Raw genomic sequence first — 20867 nt, forward strand, 5'->3', positions numbered from 1 at the left:
ACCGCGCGCGGACAGACCGGTGGACGGTCGTTCGACATTTTGCCCGCCGATCGTCGCACAACCCCCTGAAAGGCAACCGACTGTGTCCGCCAGATGACCACCTGTTGACCGATGGGTCGGATGGATCCGACGTTCGGACGGGTCAGGTGGCGCGCCGTCCGGCCGGCTGTCACGATCTCCGGCATGTCCGTCGCACGTCGCACCCTGCTCGGGGCCGGCCTTGCCGCCGCGACCTCCGCCCTGACCGGTTGCGGTGCCACCGGTGCGCCGGACACCGGGTCGGCCGGTCCCGGCGACGCGGCGACCGGGAAGGGTGCCACCGGCGGCCGGGTCGGATTCGGTCCGGCGGGTGACGCCGGACCGCCACTGAGGGCACCGGACGCACCGGTCGGCGGCAACCCACCGGTACGTCAGGCCCCCTACGCCCAGGACGTGACCGCCCTGCTCCGGCGGCACCTGCCCGCGACCCCACAGACCGTGCAACACAAGGGTTTTCCCGGCGCTGTCGCTCTCGTGATGGTGGGCGGGAAGGTAACTGTGCACACCCCGGTCGGTGAGGCGCTGCGGTATTCGGCGGGCCCGAAGCTGCTGGCGGCGAACCAGCGCGTCGCCATGCGCCGAGACTCCATCTTCGACCTCGCCTCGGTCACCAAGGTGTATACGGCCATCCTCCTGTTGCAGCAGGTCGACAAGGGTCGCGTCGACCTCGGCGCCGCGGTGCGTGACTACCTGCCCGCCTTCACCGGCACGGGCAAGGAGCAGATCACCGTCGAGATGCTGCTCACCCACACCAGCGGCCTTCCCGTCGGCGCCACGGTCACCGGCCTGCCCGACAACGCGGCCCGCTGGAACGCCGTGCTCGGCACTCCGCTGGTCTCCGGCGCCGTACCGGGGAAGACGTTCCGCTATTCCAGCGTCGGACTCATGGTCGCCGGCAAGATCGTCGAGAAGGTCACCGGTCAGCGGCTCGACCAGGCGCTCAAGACCAACCTGACCGGCCCGCTCGGTCTGCGCGACACCGGCTTCAACCCGAACGGCTGGCTGTCGGCCGCCGCGAAGGCCAGCCGACTGGTCGCCACCGACGCCCGTTCGTCCCGGGGGCTGCTGCGTGGCGTCGTCCACGACGACGTCGCCAACCACCTGGGTGGCATCGCCGGTCACGCCGGCATCTTCGCCTCCGCAGCCGATCTCGCGGCCATCGGTCAGTTGCTCCTCAACGAGGGCACCTACCGGGGCAAGCGGATCCTCGCCGCGGCGACGGTGCGCCGGATGCTCACCAACCACAACGCCGGCAAACCCGCCATCGACCCCGAGCGCCCCAACCGGACCTCGGCGCACGGCCTCGGCGTCGTGCTCAACCAGAGCTGGTTCATGGGCAAGCTCGCCTCGGCCCGGACCTTCGGCCACACCGGATTCGCCGGCCCCTCGCTCCTGGTCGCACCCGACCGCAAACTCGTCCTGGCGCTGCTCACCAACCGCGCGCACCCCAACTGGAGCTGGTCGAACCCCGACCCGGTCCGTGCCGCTGTCGGCGACCTGCTCGCCACGAAGGTCAACTGACCGGAAGGTGTGGACCATCGCGCCCCGCCCTGACACGATACTTGCGCTAGTAGTGCAAATACTTCGTCCGTCCTGGTGGAGGATCGATGCACACATCTCGCCGGAGCCTGCTCTCCGTGGTGGCCGGGGTCGCCCTCGCGGCCAGCCTGTCCGCCGTCGCCGTGCCACCCGCCGCCGAAGCCGCCACCACACCGGCACCCCGTCCAGTGATCTTCGTGCACGGCAGCGCGGGATCGGCGGCGCAGTTCGAGACCCAGGCCAAACGGCTGGCCAGCAACGGGTACCCGATCGACATCATCGAAGCCCACGAGTACGACTCCCCGAACATCGCGACGATCCTGCCCCAGCTGTACGCGGGACTCGACGCACGGATCTCCCGCCTGCTGGCGGCCACCGGCGCGGACCGGGTTGACCTCGTCGCGCACTCGCTGGGCACCTTCGTCTCGCAGGGCTATCTCAACAGCTCGCCGGAGCGTGCCGTCCGGGTCGCGCACTACGTCAACCTGGACGGGCGCACCGCGACCTCCCCGCCGGGTGGGGTTTCCACGCTCGCCATCTGGGGCGAGGGTGACCCGGCCCGCGCCGTCGTCGGCGCCACCAACGTGCACCTGCCGGACCAGTCGCACACCCAGACCGTGTCGTCGGCGGAGTCGTTCACCGAGATCTTCGGCTTCCTCCGGGGCCGTGCGCCCCACACGACACGGATCGTGCCGCAACTCTTCGGCGCCGCCCGGGTCTCCGGACGCGCCGTGCTCTTCCCGAGCAACGTCGGTGTCACCGGTGCGACCCTCGAGGTCTACCCGGTCAACCCACTGACCGGCGGCCGACTGTCACACCGGCCCGCGCATCGGCTGTCGCTCGGCGGCGACGGCTCGTTCGGGCCCCTCCCCGTGCTCGCCACGGCCCGATACGAGTTCGCCATCGTGCGGGCGGGCGCCGCGACGCATCACTTCTACTTCCAGCCGTTCCTACGCTCGGACGCGTTCCTGCGCCTGGCGACCAGCGAGCCGGGCGAGGGCCTCAGCGGCCTGGTCGAGACCAGCGACCGGCACACGGCGCTGACGATCCAACGGCAGAAGGAGTGGTGGGGCGACCAGGGCGACGCCGGCGACCGCCTCTGGATCAACGGCAGGGACGTGCTGAACGCGGCGAACACACCACGCGCCAAGCGGACGATCGGCATCTTCGCCTTCGACGACGGCAGCGACGGCGTCACCGACCTGACGGCCCCGCTGCCGGAGTTCTTCGGCCAGACCTTCATCACCGGCATGGACGTCTTCATCCCGGCGACGCCGGCACACCTCGGCCTGGTATGCATCACCGTCGGCCACCGCGGCGGCGGCCACGACGTGATCAATGTGCCCAACTGGAGATCGAGCACCGACCGGGTGACGGTCAGCGTGGACGATTTCTGACCGCACCTCGCGGACGGCCCGGCCACCTCAGGTCGAGGCGGTGGCCGGGACCCGCACGTGTCAGACGGTCACCGGGACCCGCTGGCGCGATCGCCGCCCGACGGCGAAGCCGACCAGCCCCAGGATCAACCCGACGACCGCCAGAACGACACCCACCCGGGCCGGCGCGAGGTAGCCGAATCCGGCGGCGATGGCGACGCTGCCCAGCGCGGCGCCCAGGCTGTTCGCGATGTTCATCGCCGACTGGTTGACCGCCGCGCCCATCAGTTGCGCTCCGGGCGCGACGGTGATCAGAAGCGCCTGCAGGACCGGGCCGAGATACAGGCTGGTCGCACCGACCAGGAACGCGCCCACGAACAGGCCGACGCGCGTCGACGCCACGAGGCTGAACACGGCGATGCTGACGATCATCGCCACGAAACCGATGACCATGCTGCGCTGAAGGTCACGGTCCGCCAGCCAGCCGCCCAGGGCGTTGCCGACGGTCATCCCCAGACCCACCGCGACCAACGTCCACGGCACCGTCGCGGCGGAGAGACCGGCGACGTCGGTGGTGACCGGCGCGATGTAGGTGTTCACCGCGAAGAAGCCGGCGAAGCCGACAGCGCCGGTCGCGGCGACCAGCCAGACCTGCGAGGTCCGCAGCGCCCGCAACTCGGCGGCCGGCGAGCCGTCGACCGCCGCGGCGACCTCGGGAACGACCGCCAGCACCGCCAGCAGGGTGAGCACGAAGAAACCGGCGATGACCAGGTACGCGACCCGCCAGTCGGCCGCCTGCCCGAGCCGCGTGATGAGGGGTACGCCGACCAGGTTGCTCACCGTCAGACCGCCGAGGACTGTGGCGAAACCACGGGCCTCGTTACCGGGTCCCATCAGGGTCGCCGCGAGCAGACCGGCGGCACCGAAGTACGCGCCGTGCGGCAGCGCCGCCACGAAGCGGGCCACCAGCACCAGGTCGAAGGTGGGAGCGAGCGCGGACGCGACAGTCCCGACGGCGAACATCACGAGCAGTCCGAGGACGAGCTTCTTGCGGGGCAGCCGGGCGCTCAACGCGGCGATCAGCGGCGCGCCGACGACCACACCGAGCGCGTACGCGGTGATCATCCAGCCCGCCCGAGCGACGGCGTCCGACGACGAGCGCGCGTACTCGTGCGGAAGCAGACCGCGGGCGATGTCGGGCAGCAGCCCCATCGCCACGAACTCGGTCAGGCCGACCGCGACGCCGCCCAGTGCCAGAGCGGCCAGCGCCGCCAACCGTCGCCCTCTACTCAACTCGATCACCGGAAAAATTTAGCAACAGCGTTGCGTAATAGGGTGGTGAGATGACTCGCGTCACTGCCGACGTCTCGTTCCTCCGCGGCTACAACCAGGCCCTCGTCATGGCGGTGGGGCGCACGGCTCGCACGTTCGAGCGCGCGACGGTGGTCGAGGCCACCGGCCTGACACCACAGGCGGTCTCCAAGGTCATCGCCCGGCTGACCGCCGACGGCCTGATCCGCCCGGCCGGCGTCCGGCGTCCGGGCATCGGCAAACCCGCGGTCGTCTACGAACTCGTCCCGGACAGCCGGTACGCGATCGGCGCCCACGTGGCCCGGCGCACGCTGCGGCTCGTCCTGGTCGACCTGACCGGTGCCGTGCACCACTCAGCGGTGAGCCCACTGCCCCGCGACTTCACCCCGGAGCAACTCCTCGACGCTTTGAGCGCCGGCATCGACACGATGACCGGCACCGGCGACCTGCGGGGTCGGCTCACCGGGCTGGGGATCGGCATGATCGGCCCCCTCGACCACGCGAACGGCCTGGTCCGGGACGCCCACGGCCTACGGCACTGGCACGACGTACCGCTGCGCGAGATCGCCGAGAAACACCTCGGTCTCCCAGTCCACCTGGACAAGGACGTCACCGCGGGGATCACGGCGGAGGCCTGGCGGCACGGCGCGACGTTCGGCGACGCGGCCCTCATCATGGTCGAGTCTGGTATCGGCGGCGGCTTCTGGCTGGGCGGCGCGGCCCACCGGGGGGCACACACCAACGCGGGCGAGTTCGGCCACACGGTCGTCGACCTGACCGGGCCCCGCTGCGTCTGCGGCCGGCACGGATGCCTGGAGATCGTGCACCACCGCGCCGCCGAGGCCGGCGACGTCGCCCACGCCGCCCGCGTGCTGGCCGTCGGCGTCGTCAATTTGCTCCAGACCCTCGACCTCGCCCACGTGGTGCTGGCCGGCGCGGACCTCCTGCGGCATCCGCAGATCTATCTCGCGGCGGTCACCGAGGCCGTCGGGGCGGACGCCCGGCGCGCGGACTGGCTCCGCACCAGGGTGGCCCTGTCCAGCCTCGGCGCGGACGTGATCGCCGCGGGCGCCGCCATGCAGGTCCTCGACCAGCACTACGGCATCCCGGAGCTGGGCCAGTCCGTGATCGCTGGCAGCTGAGCAGGTCGACCCGCCGAGCGAGCGCCGTGCCGAGCTGCCACCGATCGCCCTGAGGTCAGATCGCGACCATCGGGACTGGCCGGGTCGCTACGCCACCACGGTCTCGGTGCCCGTTCGAGTGCACCCGTTGGCCGGGCTCTCGCTGTGCGCGATGACCTCGTCGAGCCGCTTGCGGGCCTGCCGGAGCTGGGTGATCTGCCGGTCGATGCGGTCGCGTTCGGCGCGCAGCAGGGCACGCGACTGCGGTGTGTTGACCTTCGCGTCGACGCAGGGCAGCAGGTCCAGGATGGTTCGGCTGGACAGGCCGGCGGCGTACAGCATCTGGATCAGATACACCCGGTCGGTCGCGTCGTCGAGGTAGTGGCGCTGACCCCCGCTGCTCCGTGCGGCAGTCAGGAGGCCCTGCTCCTCGTAGTAGCGCAGGGCTCGTACCGACACCCCGGTCTTCGTGGCGAGTTCCCCGATCCGCATCGACCCCTCCCCCAGGCCGGCGACGTCAGCCACACAGCCTTCTTCCTCACGCGAACGTCAGGTTCCACCGTAGCTCGCACGCCGACCTCCGCGCGGCGACGGTGTGGTGTCTCACTGGCAGACGCGCCAGTCGCCGTTCTCCTTGACCAGCGCCACCCCCTGGGTGAACCTCGCGCCGGTGACCGCCTGGACCGTCTCGACCTGGACGGTCCCGGTGACCCGCCCGTTGTGGTTGCTGACGTTCACGCCGGTGATCTCGTAACTGCTGATCTTCAACTGCGCGCTCTGGATCCGGACGAAGTCCTCCTGCGGCATGGTGTCGTGCGCCCGGTCGCACAGCCGCCCGTACGCGCCCGCGTAGTTGCCGGCCTCGGGCCGGGAACCATTATCGGCTCGTACGTCATGGCCCGGAGGGTAGGGCTGCCGCGCCAGCGGCGAGAGCCCGCCGGGCGGCCGGTGGTTCACCCCCCGGAGGCGGACGGCCCCGGCGTCGGCACGCCACCGGCGACCGCACGGGCGGGCGGCGCCGACGCCGGGGTCGGTCGCAGATCCGCGGGTACGGGCAGCGCGCTGCCCCTGATGAACTGGCCCCAACTGCTGTTCCAGGCCGTCCAGCCGTTGCCCGACTGGAGCCGGACCTCGGTGCCGGTGAAGGTGACCAGGTCACCGACCCGGGTGACGCCCATCAGCCAGTCGGCGTTGGCCGGCGAGATGTTCGTGCAGCCGTGCGAGACGTTGCGGTGTCCCTGATCCGACACCGACCACGGTGCCCCGTGGATGAACTCGCCGCCCCAGGTGAGCCGCTGCGCGTCCTCGACGTTCACCACGTAGCCGCCGTTCGGCTCACCGCGCGTGTCGAACGTGGTGTACTGGTGCTTCTCCATGATGACCATCTTGCCGCTGGACGTGGGGGTGCTGCGCTTGCCCAGACTGACCGGGATCCTGCGGATCAGCTTGCCGTCCCGCAGCACGCGCATCTGCTTGCTGGCGTTGTCGACTTCGAGCGACACCTGCCGTCCGATCCGGAACGTCGCGGTGCGGTCGACGTCACCGACGTGACTCTTGCCGATCGGCAGACCCGCCAAACCCGCCCGGACACTGATGGTCGTGCCGGGTCGCCAGAAGTCGGAAGCCCGGTGGTAGACCTGGCTGCCGTCGTCCACCCAGGACCAGGCCCCCGGCTGCGGCGGGTTCGTGGTGACGAACAACCGACGTTGCACGGCGGCACGGGCGGCCCTGGCGATGGGCGGATCGAAACCGATGGTCACCGGCATCGCGGTGCCGTACGTCTGCTTGTCGGCGACGTACAAGGTGCTGCTCACCTGCGGCTTCGTCGACGACGCCGCGGTGGTGAAGCTGGTGGTGCGGGTGGTGGTCCGCCCAGAGTCGCCGGTGGCGGTCACCGACGCGGTGTACGTGTGCTGCGGGCGCAACGGGGCGCTCGGCACCCAGGCCGAGCCGTCCTCGCGTGGCTCCGCCCGCACCGCCGTGCCCGCCTCGTCGACGATGCGCACGGCGGTGATCTTTCCCCCCGAGACGAGCGGGACCACCTCGGCGCTGAGCGGCACGTTCCGGGAGAGATCGGCGGGTGTGACGGTCAGTTCGGGCGAGGGCACCACCTGCTCGGCGGGACGTACGGCGGCCTTCCGCTCGGTGGTGCATCCACCGAGGGCCAGCGGTGTCGCCGCGACGGCCACCGCGACGAGCGCCATCCGCCTTCGTAAACCCATCGAACGCCCCCCGGCTCCCCCGTGTGCTCCGTGGCGGCAATTCTCTCCGCGCCGACGGCACCCCGCGCCGTTTCCGGAAATCACGCAACGAAGGTGGGAACGTTCGGCACGGCAGGCGGTCCGGCCACTCGGTTGCGCTCCCCTTCCGTGATCCTCGGGGCATCGAAGCGTGATGCCGCCGTGGAATGCTTCCCACATGCGCGGAAGACGACGTCCATGGATTCTGCTCCCGCTCCCCCTCCTTATCCTGACCGCCTGCTCGCCTGCGGAGCAGCCGATTGTCGCTCTCGCCGTCCGGGACGACCAACCGGTCGGCGTACTGGTCACCTGCGACGACCGTGACGCCAATATCCGCGTGTTCGAGAACGACCATCAGGGTGATCCGGGCAAACGGTCCCTGATCAGATGGCGCATCGGCGGCCCGCCCGCGAGCGAGGTCGTCGAGGTGGCGCTGTTGGGTCAGCCGCCGGAGGGCTGGGAGGTCGCCGACGCTGTCGGCAGCCCTGCCACCGAGGCGGACGTCGAGCTGCTCACCGAATTTCGGGCCGGGGTCACCTACACCCTCGACGGGGCAAGCCGCCGCGAGGCCCTCTCGGTGGACTTCACTCTCGCGGACCTGCCACGGATCGGCCCGGACCAGGTGCTGGCGCCGAACGGACGCAACTCGAAGGTCATCTCACGGGAGACCTTCCTGCGCAAGGCACGCGACCGCTGCTGAGCCGACACGGCCGACCACTCAAGAAAGCAGAGTGCCACCGCTGCCGCCGATTACGGTTTTTGAAGAGAAATCAGAGAATTGAGATCGAGCCGACATCACTGGGACTCCACAACGATGACCAGGCAATCGCTGAGCGCTATTTAAGGGAGAATTAATCGTTCCAACTGGAAGCGGGCAGGGGGTCCACTCGTATTCTTCCCTCTCGGAAGAAAGGTGCGCCCCCGTTGAAAAATCTCCGTTCCACCCCTCGACACCGTCGTGCCGTGACCGGCCTGCTGCTGGTGAGCCTGGCGCTGGTCGGCGGCTGCAAGGAGGCGCCGGGAACGCCCGGCGCGTCCGGCCCGTCCAGCGACACCGGCATCGGCTCGTCCGGCCCGGACGCGCCGACGGCCACCGCCCCGGGCGACCCGTCGGCCACGCCGAGCGCCCCGGGCACCTCGGCCACCCCGTCCGCGCCGGGCAAGCCCGCGACGCCGGCGACCAGCGCCGCCCCGCCCACCGCGTCCGGTGGCTGGATCACCATCGACGCTGCCGCGCAGGCCGCCGCGACGAAGGCGTTCTTCGCGCGCAAGCCCAAGCCGGTGACCGGCAACCCCGTCAAGGTGCCCGAATTCAACGTCGGCTGTACGACCAGCCACCACAACAGCGACGACCCGATCGTGCTGCCGAAGCTGGTGGGTGGCTCGCACAACCACACGTTCTGGGGCAACAAGTCGACCGACGCCAACTCGACCGCCGAATCGCTGCGGGCGGCCAAGGCGACCACCTGCAACTCGCCGGACGACCAGTCCGCCTACTGGGTGCCGACGATGTACCAGAACGGCAAGGTCGTGGACCCGAAGGAGGTGACCGTCTACTACGGTTCCCGGCTGAAGGACCCGAGCAAGACCCAGCCCTTCCCGTTCGGCCTGCGAATGATCACCGGTGACGCCAAGAAGCAGGTCGACACCCCGGACAAGCAGGGCAACCACTTCTGGTGCGCCGGCATCGGCGGCGAGATCGGCCGCAGCGCCGACAAGACGTTCCCGGTCTGCGCCAAGACGGCGAACATCGTCCGGCAGATCACCTTCCCGGACTGCTGGGACGGCAAGCACCTGGACAGCCCCGACCACAAGGCGCACATGGCCAACGGGGACCACACCGGGGCCTGCCCGAAGAGCCACCCGGTGCCCGTCCCGTCGGTGTCCTTCGTGATCTCGTACCCGTTGAGCGCGAACACGGACGGCATCACCCTCGCGTCCGGCACGTCGTTCTCCATGCACGCGGACTTCTTCAACGCGTGGAAGGACGAGGCGCTCGCCGCCCGGGTGCGCAACTGCCTCGACCAGGGCGTCAAGTGCAACTCAGCGGGTAACTTCTAGAGCGATCGGTCGATCTGAGCTGGCCCACGGATCGTCGCGGGCCAGCTCAGATCGAGACGTAGTGAGGTCTCCGGTAAACGGCTCAGCCACCGGCTTGATTGAAGACCTCGCGTAGTCGGAGGGCTGGCATCAGACGAGGCGCTGGAGCCGCACCTTCGGGTGCACGTTTCTCAGGTGGCCGTGCTTGTGTTGGCGGACTTGTTCGTTCCAGACCTCCTGGTCGTAGTCAGGGTCGGCTGGGATCCACTTGTGCGAGCCGTCGCTGTAGTGGAACTTCTCGTCGCCGCGCCGCAGGATGCTCACCGAAGCCAGCCGAGGAAGCGTCTGTGCAGCGCCCCCGCCGGCACCCAGGTCAGGTCCTCCGACGCCCGCACCAGCTGGGCACCCAGGTAGATGGCCAGGGATATCGGAGCGTCATCGAACTCGGCGTGTAGCTCACGCTGCCGCGTGCGGCAGGGCCAGGGCAGGCCGCAGCCGCCGCAGCTCCATATCGGCAACACCGGGCCGTGCGTCGTCATGCGCGGCCTCCGAGCAGCGCCGCCGTCATCGACCGCGCCCGGCGATTGGTCGCCAAGTCCACCTGCCAGCATGGGTACGGCGTGAGCCGCGACACCACGCCCGGCAGCCGGCGCACATCACCTTCAGCCCTCGGACGTGCACCGCGATGATCGCCTTCCGCTGCCCGTTGCTCACCGCTCACCTTCCTGTGGCCAGTGGCAACGACTGATTGGGATCCGGTGCCGGGAACGGCAGGGCAGCTCGGCTCCGCAGCGGCAGACGCGTCGCCAAAGCAGCCATGACCACACCGGCCGATGCCTGCGGGCGAGCGTCAGTGCGGCGGCCGAAAGGTATTCGTCATACGAGACGCGCCGCACGGACCCCTCCCTCGTTCGAGCACGAGGACGGCTTCCTGCCCTCGAAGCTGAGAGGGACACGGCGGCCAGGCGATGCCCGCACCGCCCACCGCATCCCGTGAGCAAGAAGCTACGGTGGGTCGCGGAGCGGAATGGGTAAGGTTCCTACCCCTGGATCACGAGAGCAGTCCGACCTTGATCGCAAGGTCACGGGCGTCGTCACGAGTGGAACGCGGGCCGTCGAGCAGGTCCAAGGTGATGTGCCGGGCGTACCCGTTGAAGCGGATCGTCTCCGGGGCCGACTCGTACGCCTGCCGGAGGGTCAACACGGCAGCTTCCTTGTCGTCCTTGCCGTAGTGCGCCCGCGCGATCTCGATGAGGTGGCGTGCCCGGCGGGGTCTCGACGGGATCGCCGCGGAATCGTGACGGCGTGCCTGTCGCACCGCCTCACCTGACTTTTGCAACTCCACCGCCACCGTCACCGCGTGGGCACCCATGATGACCTGTGAGAACGACGTCTGCGGCTGATAGAAACCCTGCGGCAGCCGCTGCGCCACCCGGTCCGCGCGGTCCCAGTACCGCCAGGCCCGGCCTTCCTCACCAGCACGGGCGGCGGTGTAGGCAGCCTCGAAGTTCAATGCGCCCCACAGCGCCAACAGGTTCGTGTTCCCATCGCCCGCTCGCGGCTCCAGCGCCGACAGGAGGTCCAGGGTCACCGCCATCGCGGTATCCCAGTCACCGGCGTCCCGGTGCACCTGGCACAGGAACCATCCCGCGCACGCCACCGCCTCCGGGTCGCCGGACTCCTGCGCCGCCACCATCGCGCGGTCCGCAACCCGCCACAACAACTCGGCAGCGGGCTGATAAGCAAGGAACATCTGCGTCAGCCCGAACGTCTCCGCCAACAGGGCCTGAGCCCGCCGACGCTCATCACCCTCGTATGCCAACGCGGCGCGCTGCGCGTCGCGCAGCAGCCCCGGCAACAACCCGCCCAGCACAGTGCGGTGATCCGACGCCTGATGGCGTGCTCGCCACGCCATCGCGAGCCGATCCCTCAGGCTAGTCAACGACTCCGGGGAAAGCTCGTCGGACATTGCGAAGCGGTTCACCGTGTCCCGGACGGACGGCAGCGCCGGATGCTCGGGCCCGTTGACCACAGCCGACCGGGCCGCCAACTCGCCGGCAAGGGCGGACACCTCGACCTTGAGGGCCCGCGCGATCCGGTCCAGCATGTGAATGCGCGGCGGCAGGATCCGATCGGTCTCCACAGCCTTGACCCACTCGGCACTGCGACCGACCAGCCCGCCAAGCACCGCACGGGTCTTGCCAGACCGCTCACGGTAGGCCTTCAACCGCTGCCCGAAGGTCAGTTCCGGCAGGGAATCCATCCCGAACCTCCTCGCAGCGCGGAAGCACCAGCCGTATCCAGGGCCGACGTTGCATCAACGCTACCGAGCAGCCAAGATCCTCATAACCCCTCGTTGCACGTTCTGTGCGCTCCGACTGACCCCGTCCGCACACATCTCCGGGGCCGGGCGTTGGTCCGTCGCCGGCCAGCTTCGAAGCTCACTGTTCAACTCTGTTGGGCTCGCAAAGGGTGGTCAGTCTCAGTGCGGCGCACCCGGGCAGCGGGTCCCGTCGCTACCAAACGCAGTGTGCACTACCTGACTGCCCGTCACGGGGGAGCGGGACTGTCGCGGGCGGCTGGCACAATCGCTCGGGTGAGGCTCCTAACATTGAGCGTGCCGCTGCTACCGGCGATTCTCGGTGTGACTATGACTGCACTGCTCACCTTCGCACTCGGCCGTTACTTCGCTTCGCGCTCTGAACAAGGCCGGCAGCAGGCGGCCCAGCGTCGAGAGGTCGCCACCATCGTGCGAGAGCATCAGGCAAGCCTGCTCGCGTGGGCCGATGACGCGCTGGCCGGCCGTCGTGGCAAGACCACTCCGCTACCCCGCGAGGCTTTGCCCACGATCACCTCGGAAGCTGTCGTAAACCGGCCCGAGGTGACGAGCAACGAGTGGGCAGAGTCCTTCGCCCAGGCCGTCTTCTCGGCCTCGCTGTCACTTCCGAAAGCGGATCAGGACCGTGTGTTCTTCATGATGACCGCCCTGGTGGGACCGATGGGTGCCCGACTTTGCCGCGACCACGCTGCCCTGCCTCAGGAGCAGCGCGGGGAGTTCACTCGTTCGAACTGGATCCGAGCTCGCCTCGTCGCACGTCAACTAACGGCGGATGATCTGTTCCAACGAGGGAGCCTGATCAATGCACTCCACCGGGCCCGACACAACCAAGGCGATAGCCGTCGAACGGCGCTGACGACGGCACGAACTGACGCTCTGGAGGGCTTCGACAACCTGCTTCGGGTGCTGCGGTAGCTTGGCCTGGCCGAGTCTGCGGCAGGAGAGCCCTACGCACATTATCCGGCGTGCAGGTCGACGTCCGTCGCCCACTGGCTCAACTGCCGCCACATGGCGACTGCCTGCTGTTCTTCGTTACTGCCGATAGCTGTTAGTCGTCTCGGAGCGCCGCCCCGCAAGCGCGGCTCGCGACGGTCCGGCGCCCGATACGACGGCGGCGGCCGGTCACCTGACGGGTGACCGGCCGCCGTTGCGTCGATCAGTTAGAGCTTCGCCGCGCCCGCCTCGGTGGCCTCCTGCACCGCCGAGGTACGACGGACCTCGGCCCGCTGGTCGCCGGCGTCCTCCCGGTCCGGGCCGGCCACCCGGGCCGACCGGTTGGTGGTCGTGGCGGCCTGGTCACCGGTCACCCCGCCACGGATGCGGTTGTTCGCGGCCACCTGGGCGACCGGGTCGTTGCCGGTCACCGTCAACTGGCCGTTGATGATGTTGTCGTCCACCGTGACGCCACCGGTGGTGCTGGTGACGCTCACGTCCCCGCCCCAGTAACCGCCGGAGGCGCAGCTGTCGAGCCCACCGTTCGGGCCGAGCTGCACACCGCCCAGGTTGCCGGCGAAGGTCGCCCGGCCCTGGACGGCGCTGCCACACACCACGCTGCCGGTGGCGCTGTTGAGCACCGACAGCGTGCCATCGACGAACGAGTCGTGCAGGTCGGTGTAGTAGGTGCCGGTGCTGCTGAGGTTGCGCTGCACCTGGGTGCCCCGGTCCAGCCGGACCTCGCCGGCACCGACGGTGACGTGCCCGGTGACCGTCGACGCCTCGGCGAACAGGAAGCTGTCGATGGTCGTGGAGCCCTTCGGCCGTACGGTGACGGTGCCGGTGCGGGCGTCCTTCAGGAAGACGCCGTACCCCCCGGCGGCGAGTACCACCTGGCCGTCGACTGTCGTCTCGGTCGCGTCGAGGTAGCCGTCGGCGGCGACGCGTACCTCTCCGCTGACCCGGCCACCGGTCACCACCAGGTTGCCGCCGGCCGCGACGGTGACGTTGCCGGTGATCGTGGTGCCGGTGAGCGCGCAGGACTCGCCGGCGGGCACGAGCAGGTCGTTGGGCACGGTCACCGCGCCGCCGGTGCCGATGCAGTGGGTGACCAGGTCGGCGTGTGCGCTGGGCGCCACGGCCAGCACCGAGGCCGCGATGACGGCGCTCACGGTGGCGAGCTTGGCGACGGTACGTCCGGGCATCGTGGTACTCCCTGTCGGTGAGGTTCGAGGACTCATGCGCCGACGTCCGATCGGGCCGCGGCCCGGACGATGGCGCCCTGCTGCCGCCGGTCGAGCGTGCCGCCGGTCACGAGCGCGGCGGTGACCGCTTCGACGTGCCGGACGAACTCGGCGTGGCCGGGGTAGTCGGCGTGTTCGTCGATCAGATCGTTGATGGTGCAGCCGTCGCCGGTGTCCACGTTGGGCACGCCGGTGTCGCCACCGTCGATGACCACAGTGACCCGGGTGTCCGAGTCGGGGCAGCGGTCGGTGCTGTCGGCCACCACGGTGAACGACGTCGACTGCTCGGTGGAGGTGTTCCCCGCCGTGTCGGTCGCCCGGTAACGGACGGTGTGCTCGCCCGGTGCCCGGACGGCGACCGGAGCGGCGTACGCCGTCCAGCCTCCGGCATCGAGCGCGTACTCGATCGTCGCCACGCCCGACTCGGTGTCGGTGGCCGTGACGGTGACGGTCGCGCCGCCGACGTACCCGCCGTCGTCGTTGCGGTCACCGGTCACCGTGGCGGCGACGGTGGGTGGAGTCGTGTCCTCGGCCTGCGGCTCGACGACGGTGAAGTGGGACATCTGCTCCGCCGAGGTGTTCCCGGCGACGTCGGTGGCCCGGTAGTGCAGCATGTGCATCCCGGCGGTGTTCACCACGATCGGGTTCGCGTACGCGGTGAAGGCCGCCCCGTCCAGGGCGTACTCGATGGTGGCGACGCCGGATCCGCTGTCGGTGGCGGTCAGTGTGGCGGTGGCCGTACCGATGTAGTTGCCGTCGTCGTCGCGGTCGCCGGCCAGCGCGGCCTTCACCTCCGGCGGGGTGGTGTCCTCCTCCCCCGGCTCGACGATCCGGAACGCCACCGAGCCGACGGCGCTGGTGTTGCCGGCTTGGTCGGTGGCGCGGAACTGCACCGCGTGGTCGCCGATCGCGGTCACCCGCACCGGCTCGGTGTACGGCAGGAAGCTGGTGTCGTCGACCTGGTACTCGATGGTCTCGACCCCCGAGTCGGCGTCGGTGGCCGTCACTGTCACGGTGGCCGCGCCGAGGTAGTTGCCGTCCGGGTCCTGGTCACCCGCCACGGTGGCGGCCACTGTCGGCGGTGTGGTGTCGCCACCCCCGCCGCCGTCGGTGACGACCAGTTCGCCGACCATCTGGCTGTGGCCGGGGATCGAGCAGAAGTAGCGGTACCGGCCCGGGGTGAGGGTCACGGTCGCCTGGTGGCGGCCATTGTTGGCGTCGAACGGACTGGCCAGGATGTTGAGGGTCACGTCGTGGTTGTAGCCCTCGGTGCTGGTGTCGAAGGTCAGCGTGTGTGGCATCCCGATGGTGTTGCCGGTGGCCTCGCTGTTCTCCCAGATGATCGTGGTCTCGCCGGCCACCGCCTGGGCGGGCGCGGACTTGTAGCGGGTGATGTCGCCGTCGGCGGTCCAGGTCAGCACCTGTGCCGCGGCTCGGGGGGCGGCGGAGGCCGGCGTCGCCGCCCACGGGGTCACCGTGAGCAGGAGCGCCGCCAGCACTGCCGTTATTCGTCGGGGCATCGTCTCTCCTAGAGTTCCCGTACGCGGACGTTGCGGAACTCGGCCAGGTCGTTGTCACCGTGGTTCTGCAGGCCGATGAAGCCGCGCAGGAACTGCCGCAGGTCGGTCGGCGGGTCGCCGGCTCGCGACGACTGCTTGCCCGGCGTGTTGTCGAATTCGTTGATCACCACGCCGTTGCGGATCATCGTGTAGTGCTGCCCGACGGCGCGGATCTCGTAGTCGTTCCACTCGTTCTTCGGCGTCACGCCGGCCTGGTTCAGCGGCACCGGGTCGAAGTTGTAGACCGAGCCGGTCTTCTGCGGCTCACCGGTGTCGCCGTCGTAGATCTGGATCTCGTGTCCGCAGTAGATCGCCATCCACGCGGTCGAGGTCCGGGCCGAGCCGACGGTGCCGCAACTGCCCGGTGGGCGCTGTTCCAGGGGGGTTCGCAGGTCCGGGAAGCGGATGAAGACGCCGGTGTTGGCCCGGCCGGTGCCCGGTGCGATGTCCTTGAACTGGAGCCGCAGTGAGAAGTCGCCCAGCTCTCTGGTGTGCCAGAGCATGCCCAGGCCACCGCTGGGCCGCAGCGAGCCGTCGGGCTGGATCGCGAACGACCCGGTGGGTGCCTGTTGCCACCCGCGCAACGACTCGGCGGTGCCGTCGAAGAGCGGCTCGTACCCGGTGTGCCCGGTGCGGCCGATCTCCGACGCGGCGGCCAGCCGGGTCAGGGTGCCCGACTCGCGGGCGGTGAGCAGGTCGTCGTCCTGCAACGCCTGGGTCACCGTCTTGACGTGCCGGACGAAACCGTCGTGGTCGGCCCAGGTGCTCTCGTCGTCGATCAGGTCGTTGGCCGTGCAGCCCTGCCCGACCGTGCGACTGGGCACCCCGGTGTCGGTGTCGCCGAGCCAGACGTTCTGCCGGTCGTCGGGTACTGCGCAGCCCACCGTCACAGTGGTCTGCACCGTCGCCGTCTGACCGTCGGCGTACGTGACGGTGAGCTTCGCGGTGTAGGTGCCGACCGTGGCGTACGTGTGTCGGGGGTCCGCCTCGGTCGACGTGGCGCCGTCGCCGAACTCCCAGCGGTGGCTCACGCCGCCGGAGCGGGAACCGGTGAAGGCGATGGTCAGCGGTTTGTTCTGCACGGCGACCGAGGTCGCCGCCGGTGCCGGGGTGGGCGCCCCGCCGGTGTAGGTGACCCGGATCAGCTTCTGGTTCGCGTGCAGGCTGAAGAAGCCGCCGCCGTAGTCGAGCAGGTAGAGCGCGCCGTCCGGGCCGAACTTCGCGTCCATCCAGCTCTGCAACCGGGTGTCGCCGTTGCCGCCGGGGATGATGGCCCGCAGCGACTCGGCGTACACCGGTGGGGCGGCCTGCGGCACGCCGGCCGGGTCGACGGTGACCGCGACCCGGTTGGCGGCGTTCGACTGGTCGCCGATGAACCACTTGCCGTCCCAGTGCTCCGGCCACGCCACGCCGCTGGCGGTGTCGACGAGGCTGCGGTGGTACGTCGGGCCGGACATGATGGCCTGCCCGCCGCCGCGCAGGTACGGCTGGGTGTAGGTGGCGTCGGCCGCCACGTAGGTCGGCAGGCCGCTGCCGTCGGTCCGCTTCGGGAACACCGGGCCGCCACCGTCCGGCGAGTACCAGATCATGTTGTCCCGGGCCGCCGGGATGTCCTCCAGTCCGGTGTTGCGCGGCGAGGTGTTCTTGAGGTTGTCGCAGTCGTACCAGCCGGTGAGCACTGTCGCGTCGGTGTTGCTGCGGTCGCGGTACGGCTGCCGGTTGCCCATGCAGTACGGCCAGCCCTGGTTACCGGCGGAGGTGATGATGGTGGCGGTCTCGTACTTCGCCGGGCCCAGCGTCGGGCTGGGCGACGAGGCGTCCGGGCCGACCCAGCCGGCGGTCAGCCACTGGTGTTTCGGGTCGATCTGGAGGCGGGCGATGTTGCGGACGCCCATCACGTAGATCTCCGGCCGGGTCTTCTCGGTGCCCGGTGGGAACAGGTTGCCCTCCGGGATGGTGTACGTGCCGTCCGGCTCCGGGTGGATCCGGATGATCTTGCCGGCGAGGTCGTTGGTGTTACCCGACGTGCGACGGGCGTCCTGGAACGAGATGCCCTGGTACTCCTGGGTCCAGTTGTTGCCGCTGTAACCCTGCGACCCCTCCGAGGAGTTGTTGTCGCCGGAGCCGACGTAGAGGTTGCCCTTGGCGTCGAACGCCATGCCGCCGCCGGCGTGGCAGCAGCTGTGGATCTGCACCGGGAACTGCAACAGGTCCTTGCGGGTGGCCTGGTCGACGGTCTGCGCCTGCCGGTCGTAGGTGAACCGGGAGACCGTCCGCTGACCGACCCGCTTCACCCGGTCGACCGAGTCGTGCGGCATCCAGTAGACGTAGAGCCAGCCGTTCTCGGCGAACGCGGGGTCGGGCACGATGCCGAGCAGCCCCTCCTCGTTCTTGACCAGCTCGGAGCCGCTGCCCCGGTTGCCCATCACCTCCAGGGTGGTGAGCAGCTTGACCTGCTTGGTGCGCGGGTCCCAGGAGTGGATGGTGCCGCAGCCCAGGCCGACCTTCGGGTTGGTCCAGTCCGCGATGGGGCCGCTCGGGCAGGCCGCCTTGCCGACGTAGAAGACCGTGCCGTCCGGCGCGATGGTGAGCCCGTGCGGCTCGCCGATCTGGTCCAGCTGCCCGGTCTGGTTCGCGGCGGTGAGTCGCTCCACCTTGTAGTTCGCGGCGATGGTGGCCTGGCAGTCGCCGCGGACCCGACCGGTGGTCCAGTTGAGGGCACCGGCGAGGTGCGCGCGGAACGCCTCCTCGCCGTAGCTGCCCTCGGTGTGGCCCATGCCGGTGTAGAACGACCGGCCGCCGTCGTAGTCCCGGCACCAGGACACCGGGTGGAAGGCGCCGTTGGCGGCCGCGCCCGGGTTGTAGTGCCGTTCCTCGACCTGGGCGAGGGTGTGCACGGTGCCGAGCGGGTTCGGGTCCCAGTTCTCCCAGCGGTCCGACCGCGTGATGGTCAGCGGCAGCGACGCGGTGGCCGGGTGCTTGCGGTCCAGGATGTTCACCACCGCGCGGTTGACCGCGGGCGGTTCCGGAGCGGTGGTGCTGCCGGTGAACAGGCGCAGGTCGGCGAGTTGGACCAGCGGTTCACCGCTGTTCGCGGTGACGTTGAGCCGGTAGCGCGTGAACTCCTGCGGTGTGGCGATGTCGAACCGGCGGGTCTGGAAGCGGTCCGGGAAGGTCTGCCCGGTGCGGCGGTCCAGGTCGGTCCAGCTCTGACCGTCGGTGGAGCCCTGCAGGGTCCAGTCCTTCGGGTCCCGGCCGGCGGAGTCGTTCGCCGACGTGAGCGCGTACCCGGTGATCTTCTTCGGTGCGCTCAACTCGTACGCCACCCAGGCGGTCGGGGTGCGGACCAGCCACTTCGTGTTGGCGTCGCCGTCGGTCAGCTTCTCCTTGGTCTCGTTGGGCGGGTTCTCGCCGCTGGCGGTCACCCGGGTCACCGGCTCGGCGACCGGAATGGCGCCGGCCGGGCGGGTGCCGATCAGCCCGGTGAACCAGGTGGAGTCGACCTGGGCGCGGGCGGCGTCGGCGATGCCGACGAAACCGCCGCCGGCCTTGACGTAGCTCTGCAGCGCCGACTCCTGGTCGCGGTTCAGCGCGGCGCCCGTCGCGGAGAGGAAGACCACGCTGCGGTACGCGGACAGCCCGGCCGGGGTGAAGGTGCCCGGGTCCGTGCTGGCCGTGACATCGATGTCATGACCGGCAGCAAGCTGTTTGATGGTGTCCACCGCGCGCGACACCGGGTCCTGTTGCTCGGCCACCGGGCCGTGGAACACCAGGACGGCGGTCTTCTGCGGCGGTGCCGCCTGCCCGGCGGCGACCGTTCGTGGTGCCGCCGCGGCGGCCGTCGTCGCCGGGAGCAGTGTCGCCAAGGCCGCTACCGCGGCGAGGGTTCGTCGTAGTTTTCTGGTCATGCCCGTCCCCACTTTCGGTTCGGTCAGCTTCCGTGCGTGTGGGTGTGGCCCTGGAACCGGTGGATCGCCTCCTCGGCGCCCGGCGGCATGCTGCCGTCGGCGTTGCGCACCAGGAAGATCCCGGCCATGCCGCCGTCGGAGTGCGTCTGCACGTGGCAGTGGTACATCCACGCTCCGGGTCCGACGCCCTCCCCGGCCAGCACCTGGAAACCGAACGAGCTGCCGGGGTTGAGGTCCTTGTTGTCGACCACCAGGCTCGGATCGCTCGGCCCCTCCAACATCCCGGTGCGGTTGTCCGCCCAGCGGTGCGCGTGCAGGTGGAAGGTGTGGAACAGGTTGCCGTGGCCGATGGCGATCCACTCGACGCGCTCGCCCAGGTTCGCCTCGAACATCGGGGTCGCCGGAGCCATCTTGTTGTTGATCATCATGTCGTGGAACACCGCCGTGAACTGCTTCGACGGCAGGATGTCGCCACGCCGTCGAACGATCAGGGCCCCGTACAGTCCCTTCGCGACACCGCCGGTGCCGTGGTCGGTGCCCATCGCGTGGTCGTGGTAGTGCCAGTAGCCGGCGCTGCCCGGCATGTACCGCCGACCCGCCGCGGCCACCATCTCGTGGGAGCGCCAGACGTACGTCCGCGTCTCACCCGGGTTGTTGAACGAGGCGTTGAACGGACTGCCGTCGGAATCGGTGCTGTAGTCCACCCCGTGTGGATGGATGGACAGCCGCTGGTTGGTGGTGTTGACCAGGGTGATCTCCAGCGTGTCACCCTCGTACATCTCCAGGATCGGACCCGGAACGGTGGCCTGACCGGGCGCCAGGCCGTACCCGAACAGGTTGCCGGGCAACTGCTCGGCGTAGATGGTGATCTTCTTGGTGACGCCGGCGGCGGCCTGGGCGGGGCTGCCGCCCAATGCGGTGCCGATCGTTGGGGCGGACGCGCCCAACGCCCCGGCGGCGAGCGCGCCGGTGGCGATGAGCGATCTACGGGACAGGTGGCGGTGAGGGCCACCAGCGTGATCGTCCATGGGTCTCCGTTCCCGACCGGGCGAAGACGCGACGAGGGGCAGGGTGCATCGACCGCCGAGCACGGGGCGGTGGCACGACTGAGGGTGAGGCTCGTCGCGGGCTTTGCTCGGAAGACTCAGAACTTTCGATGGATGACAGCAACTTATGTAATCCATCGACGGAAGTACAGCTCTGATTGCAAAAAGATTAC

Annotated in this window: 17 protein-coding genes; 6 read left to right on the forward strand and 11 right to left on the reverse strand. The window is 69.7% G+C overall.

Going from position 1 to position 20867, the window contains the following annotated elements; all coding sequences use genetic code 11:
* Positions 1–183 precede the first annotated feature (183 nt).
* Complete coding sequence (locus AB0877_RS16555; protein ID WP_366609562.1) at positions 184–1560, forward strand: serine hydrolase domain-containing protein; 1377 nt, start codon at positions 184–186, stop codon at positions 1558–1560.
* Between the two features lie 86 nt (positions 1561–1646).
* On the forward strand, positions 1647–2975 hold the full coding sequence (locus AB0877_RS16560) for an alpha/beta hydrolase (protein WP_366609563.1): 1329 nt from the start codon (positions 1647–1649) through the stop codon (positions 2973–2975).
* A gap of 60 nt (positions 2976–3035) precedes the next feature.
* Here the strand turns inward: AB0877_RS16560 and AB0877_RS16565 are convergent, their stop codons facing one another.
* Complete coding sequence (locus AB0877_RS16565; RefSeq protein WP_366609564.1) at positions 3036–4256, reverse strand: MFS transporter; 1221 nt, start codon at positions 4254–4256, stop codon at positions 3036–3038.
* Between the two features lie 41 nt (positions 4257–4297).
* On the opposite strand from AB0877_RS16565, the gene AB0877_RS16570 reads away from it, so the two are divergent.
* Positions 4298–5407 (forward strand): ROK family protein, encoded by a 1110-nt coding sequence (locus AB0877_RS16570; protein WP_366609565.1) that lies wholly within the window; start codon positions 4298–4300, stop codon positions 5405–5407.
* Between the two features lie 87 nt (positions 5408–5494).
* On the opposite strand, the gene AB0877_RS16575 is transcribed toward AB0877_RS16570, so the two are convergent.
* The 3 genes from AB0877_RS16575 to AB0877_RS16585 all read right to left on the reverse strand — a co-directional run bounded on the left by AB0877_RS16575 (position 5495) and on the right by AB0877_RS16585 (position 7590).
* Positions 5495–5878, reverse strand: coding sequence for a MerR family transcriptional regulator (locus tag AB0877_RS16575; protein WP_366609857.1), 384 nt, complete (start codon positions 5876–5878; stop codon positions 5495–5497).
* Positions 5879–5989: 111 nt separating this feature from the next.
* Positions 5990–6343, reverse strand: coding sequence for a hypothetical protein (locus AB0877_RS16580; RefSeq protein ID WP_366609566.1), 354 nt, complete (start codon positions 6341–6343; stop codon positions 5990–5992).
* Positions 6340–7590, reverse strand: coding sequence for an Ig-like domain-containing protein (locus AB0877_RS16585; RefSeq protein WP_366609568.1), 1251 nt, complete (start codon positions 7588–7590; stop codon positions 6340–6342). The genes AB0877_RS16580 and AB0877_RS16585 overlap by 4 nt, the downstream gene beginning before the upstream one ends.
* Positions 7591–7804: 214 nt before the next feature.
* Here AB0877_RS16585 and AB0877_RS16590 point away from each other — a divergent pair, with 214 nt between their 5' ends.
* Entirely contained in the window at positions 7805–8326 is a 522-nt protein-coding gene (locus AB0877_RS16590) for a hypothetical protein (RefSeq protein WP_366609569.1), read from the forward strand.
* A 263-nt stretch (positions 8327–8589) separates the two neighbouring features.
* Entirely contained in the window at positions 8590–9687 is a 1098-nt protein-coding gene (locus AB0877_RS16595) for a DUF1996 domain-containing protein (RefSeq protein ID WP_366609571.1), read from the forward strand.
* Positions 9688–9816: 129 nt separating this feature from the next.
* Here the strand turns inward: AB0877_RS16595 and AB0877_RS16600 are convergent, their stop codons facing one another.
* From AB0877_RS16600 to AB0877_RS16610, 3 genes are all read right to left on the reverse strand, one after another.
* A complete protein-coding gene (locus AB0877_RS16600; RefSeq protein ID WP_366609572.1) occupies positions 9817–9990 on the reverse strand; it encodes a hypothetical protein in 174 nt (57 codons plus the stop codon).
* Complete coding sequence (locus tag AB0877_RS16605) at positions 9987–10205, reverse strand: hypothetical protein (protein WP_366609574.1); 219 nt, start codon at positions 10203–10205, stop codon at positions 9987–9989. Before AB0877_RS16605 ends, AB0877_RS16600 begins: the two co-directional genes overlap by 4 nt.
* Before the next feature lie 512 nt (positions 10206–10717).
* A complete protein-coding gene (locus tag AB0877_RS16610; protein WP_366609576.1) occupies positions 10718–11929 on the reverse strand; it encodes a helix-turn-helix transcriptional regulator in 1212 nt (403 codons plus the stop codon).
* Between the two features lie 348 nt (positions 11930–12277).
* Between AB0877_RS16610 and AB0877_RS16615 the strand changes: the two genes are divergently transcribed.
* Positions 12278–12919, forward strand: coding sequence for a hypothetical protein (locus tag AB0877_RS16615; protein WP_366609577.1), 642 nt, complete (start codon positions 12278–12280; stop codon positions 12917–12919).
* Positions 12920–13164: 245 nt separating this feature from the next.
* Here the strand turns inward: AB0877_RS16615 and AB0877_RS16620 are convergent, their stop codons facing one another.
* Genes AB0877_RS16620 through AB0877_RS16635 form a run of 4 tightly spaced genes read right to left on the reverse strand, consistent with a single transcriptional unit; the run spans position 13165 to position 20676 of the window.
* Positions 13165–14142, reverse strand: a complete 978-nt coding sequence (locus tag AB0877_RS16620; protein WP_366609579.1) for a hypothetical protein — start codon at positions 14140–14142, stop codon at positions 13165–13167.
* Positions 14143–14174: 32 nt separating this feature from the next.
* Positions 14175–15701: a copper-binding protein gene (locus AB0877_RS16625; protein WP_366609581.1), complete on the reverse strand. Its 1527-nt coding sequence runs from the start codon at positions 15699–15701 to the stop codon at positions 14175–14177.
* An 8-nt stretch (positions 15702–15709) separates the two neighbouring features.
* On the reverse strand, positions 15710–19648 hold the full coding sequence (locus AB0877_RS16630; protein ID WP_366609583.1) for a ThuA domain-containing protein: 3939 nt from the start codon (positions 19646–19648) through the stop codon (positions 15710–15712).
* Between the two features lie 23 nt (positions 19649–19671).
* Positions 19672–20676: a multicopper oxidase domain-containing protein gene (locus AB0877_RS16635; RefSeq protein WP_366609584.1), complete on the reverse strand. Its 1005-nt coding sequence runs from the start codon at positions 20674–20676 to the stop codon at positions 19672–19674.
* Between the last annotated feature and the right edge of the window lie 191 nt (positions 20677–20867).

Source organism: Micromonospora sp. NPDC047644, from assembly GCF_040704315.1.
GTDB lineage: Bacteria > Actinomycetota > Actinomycetes > Mycobacteriales > Micromonosporaceae > Micromonospora.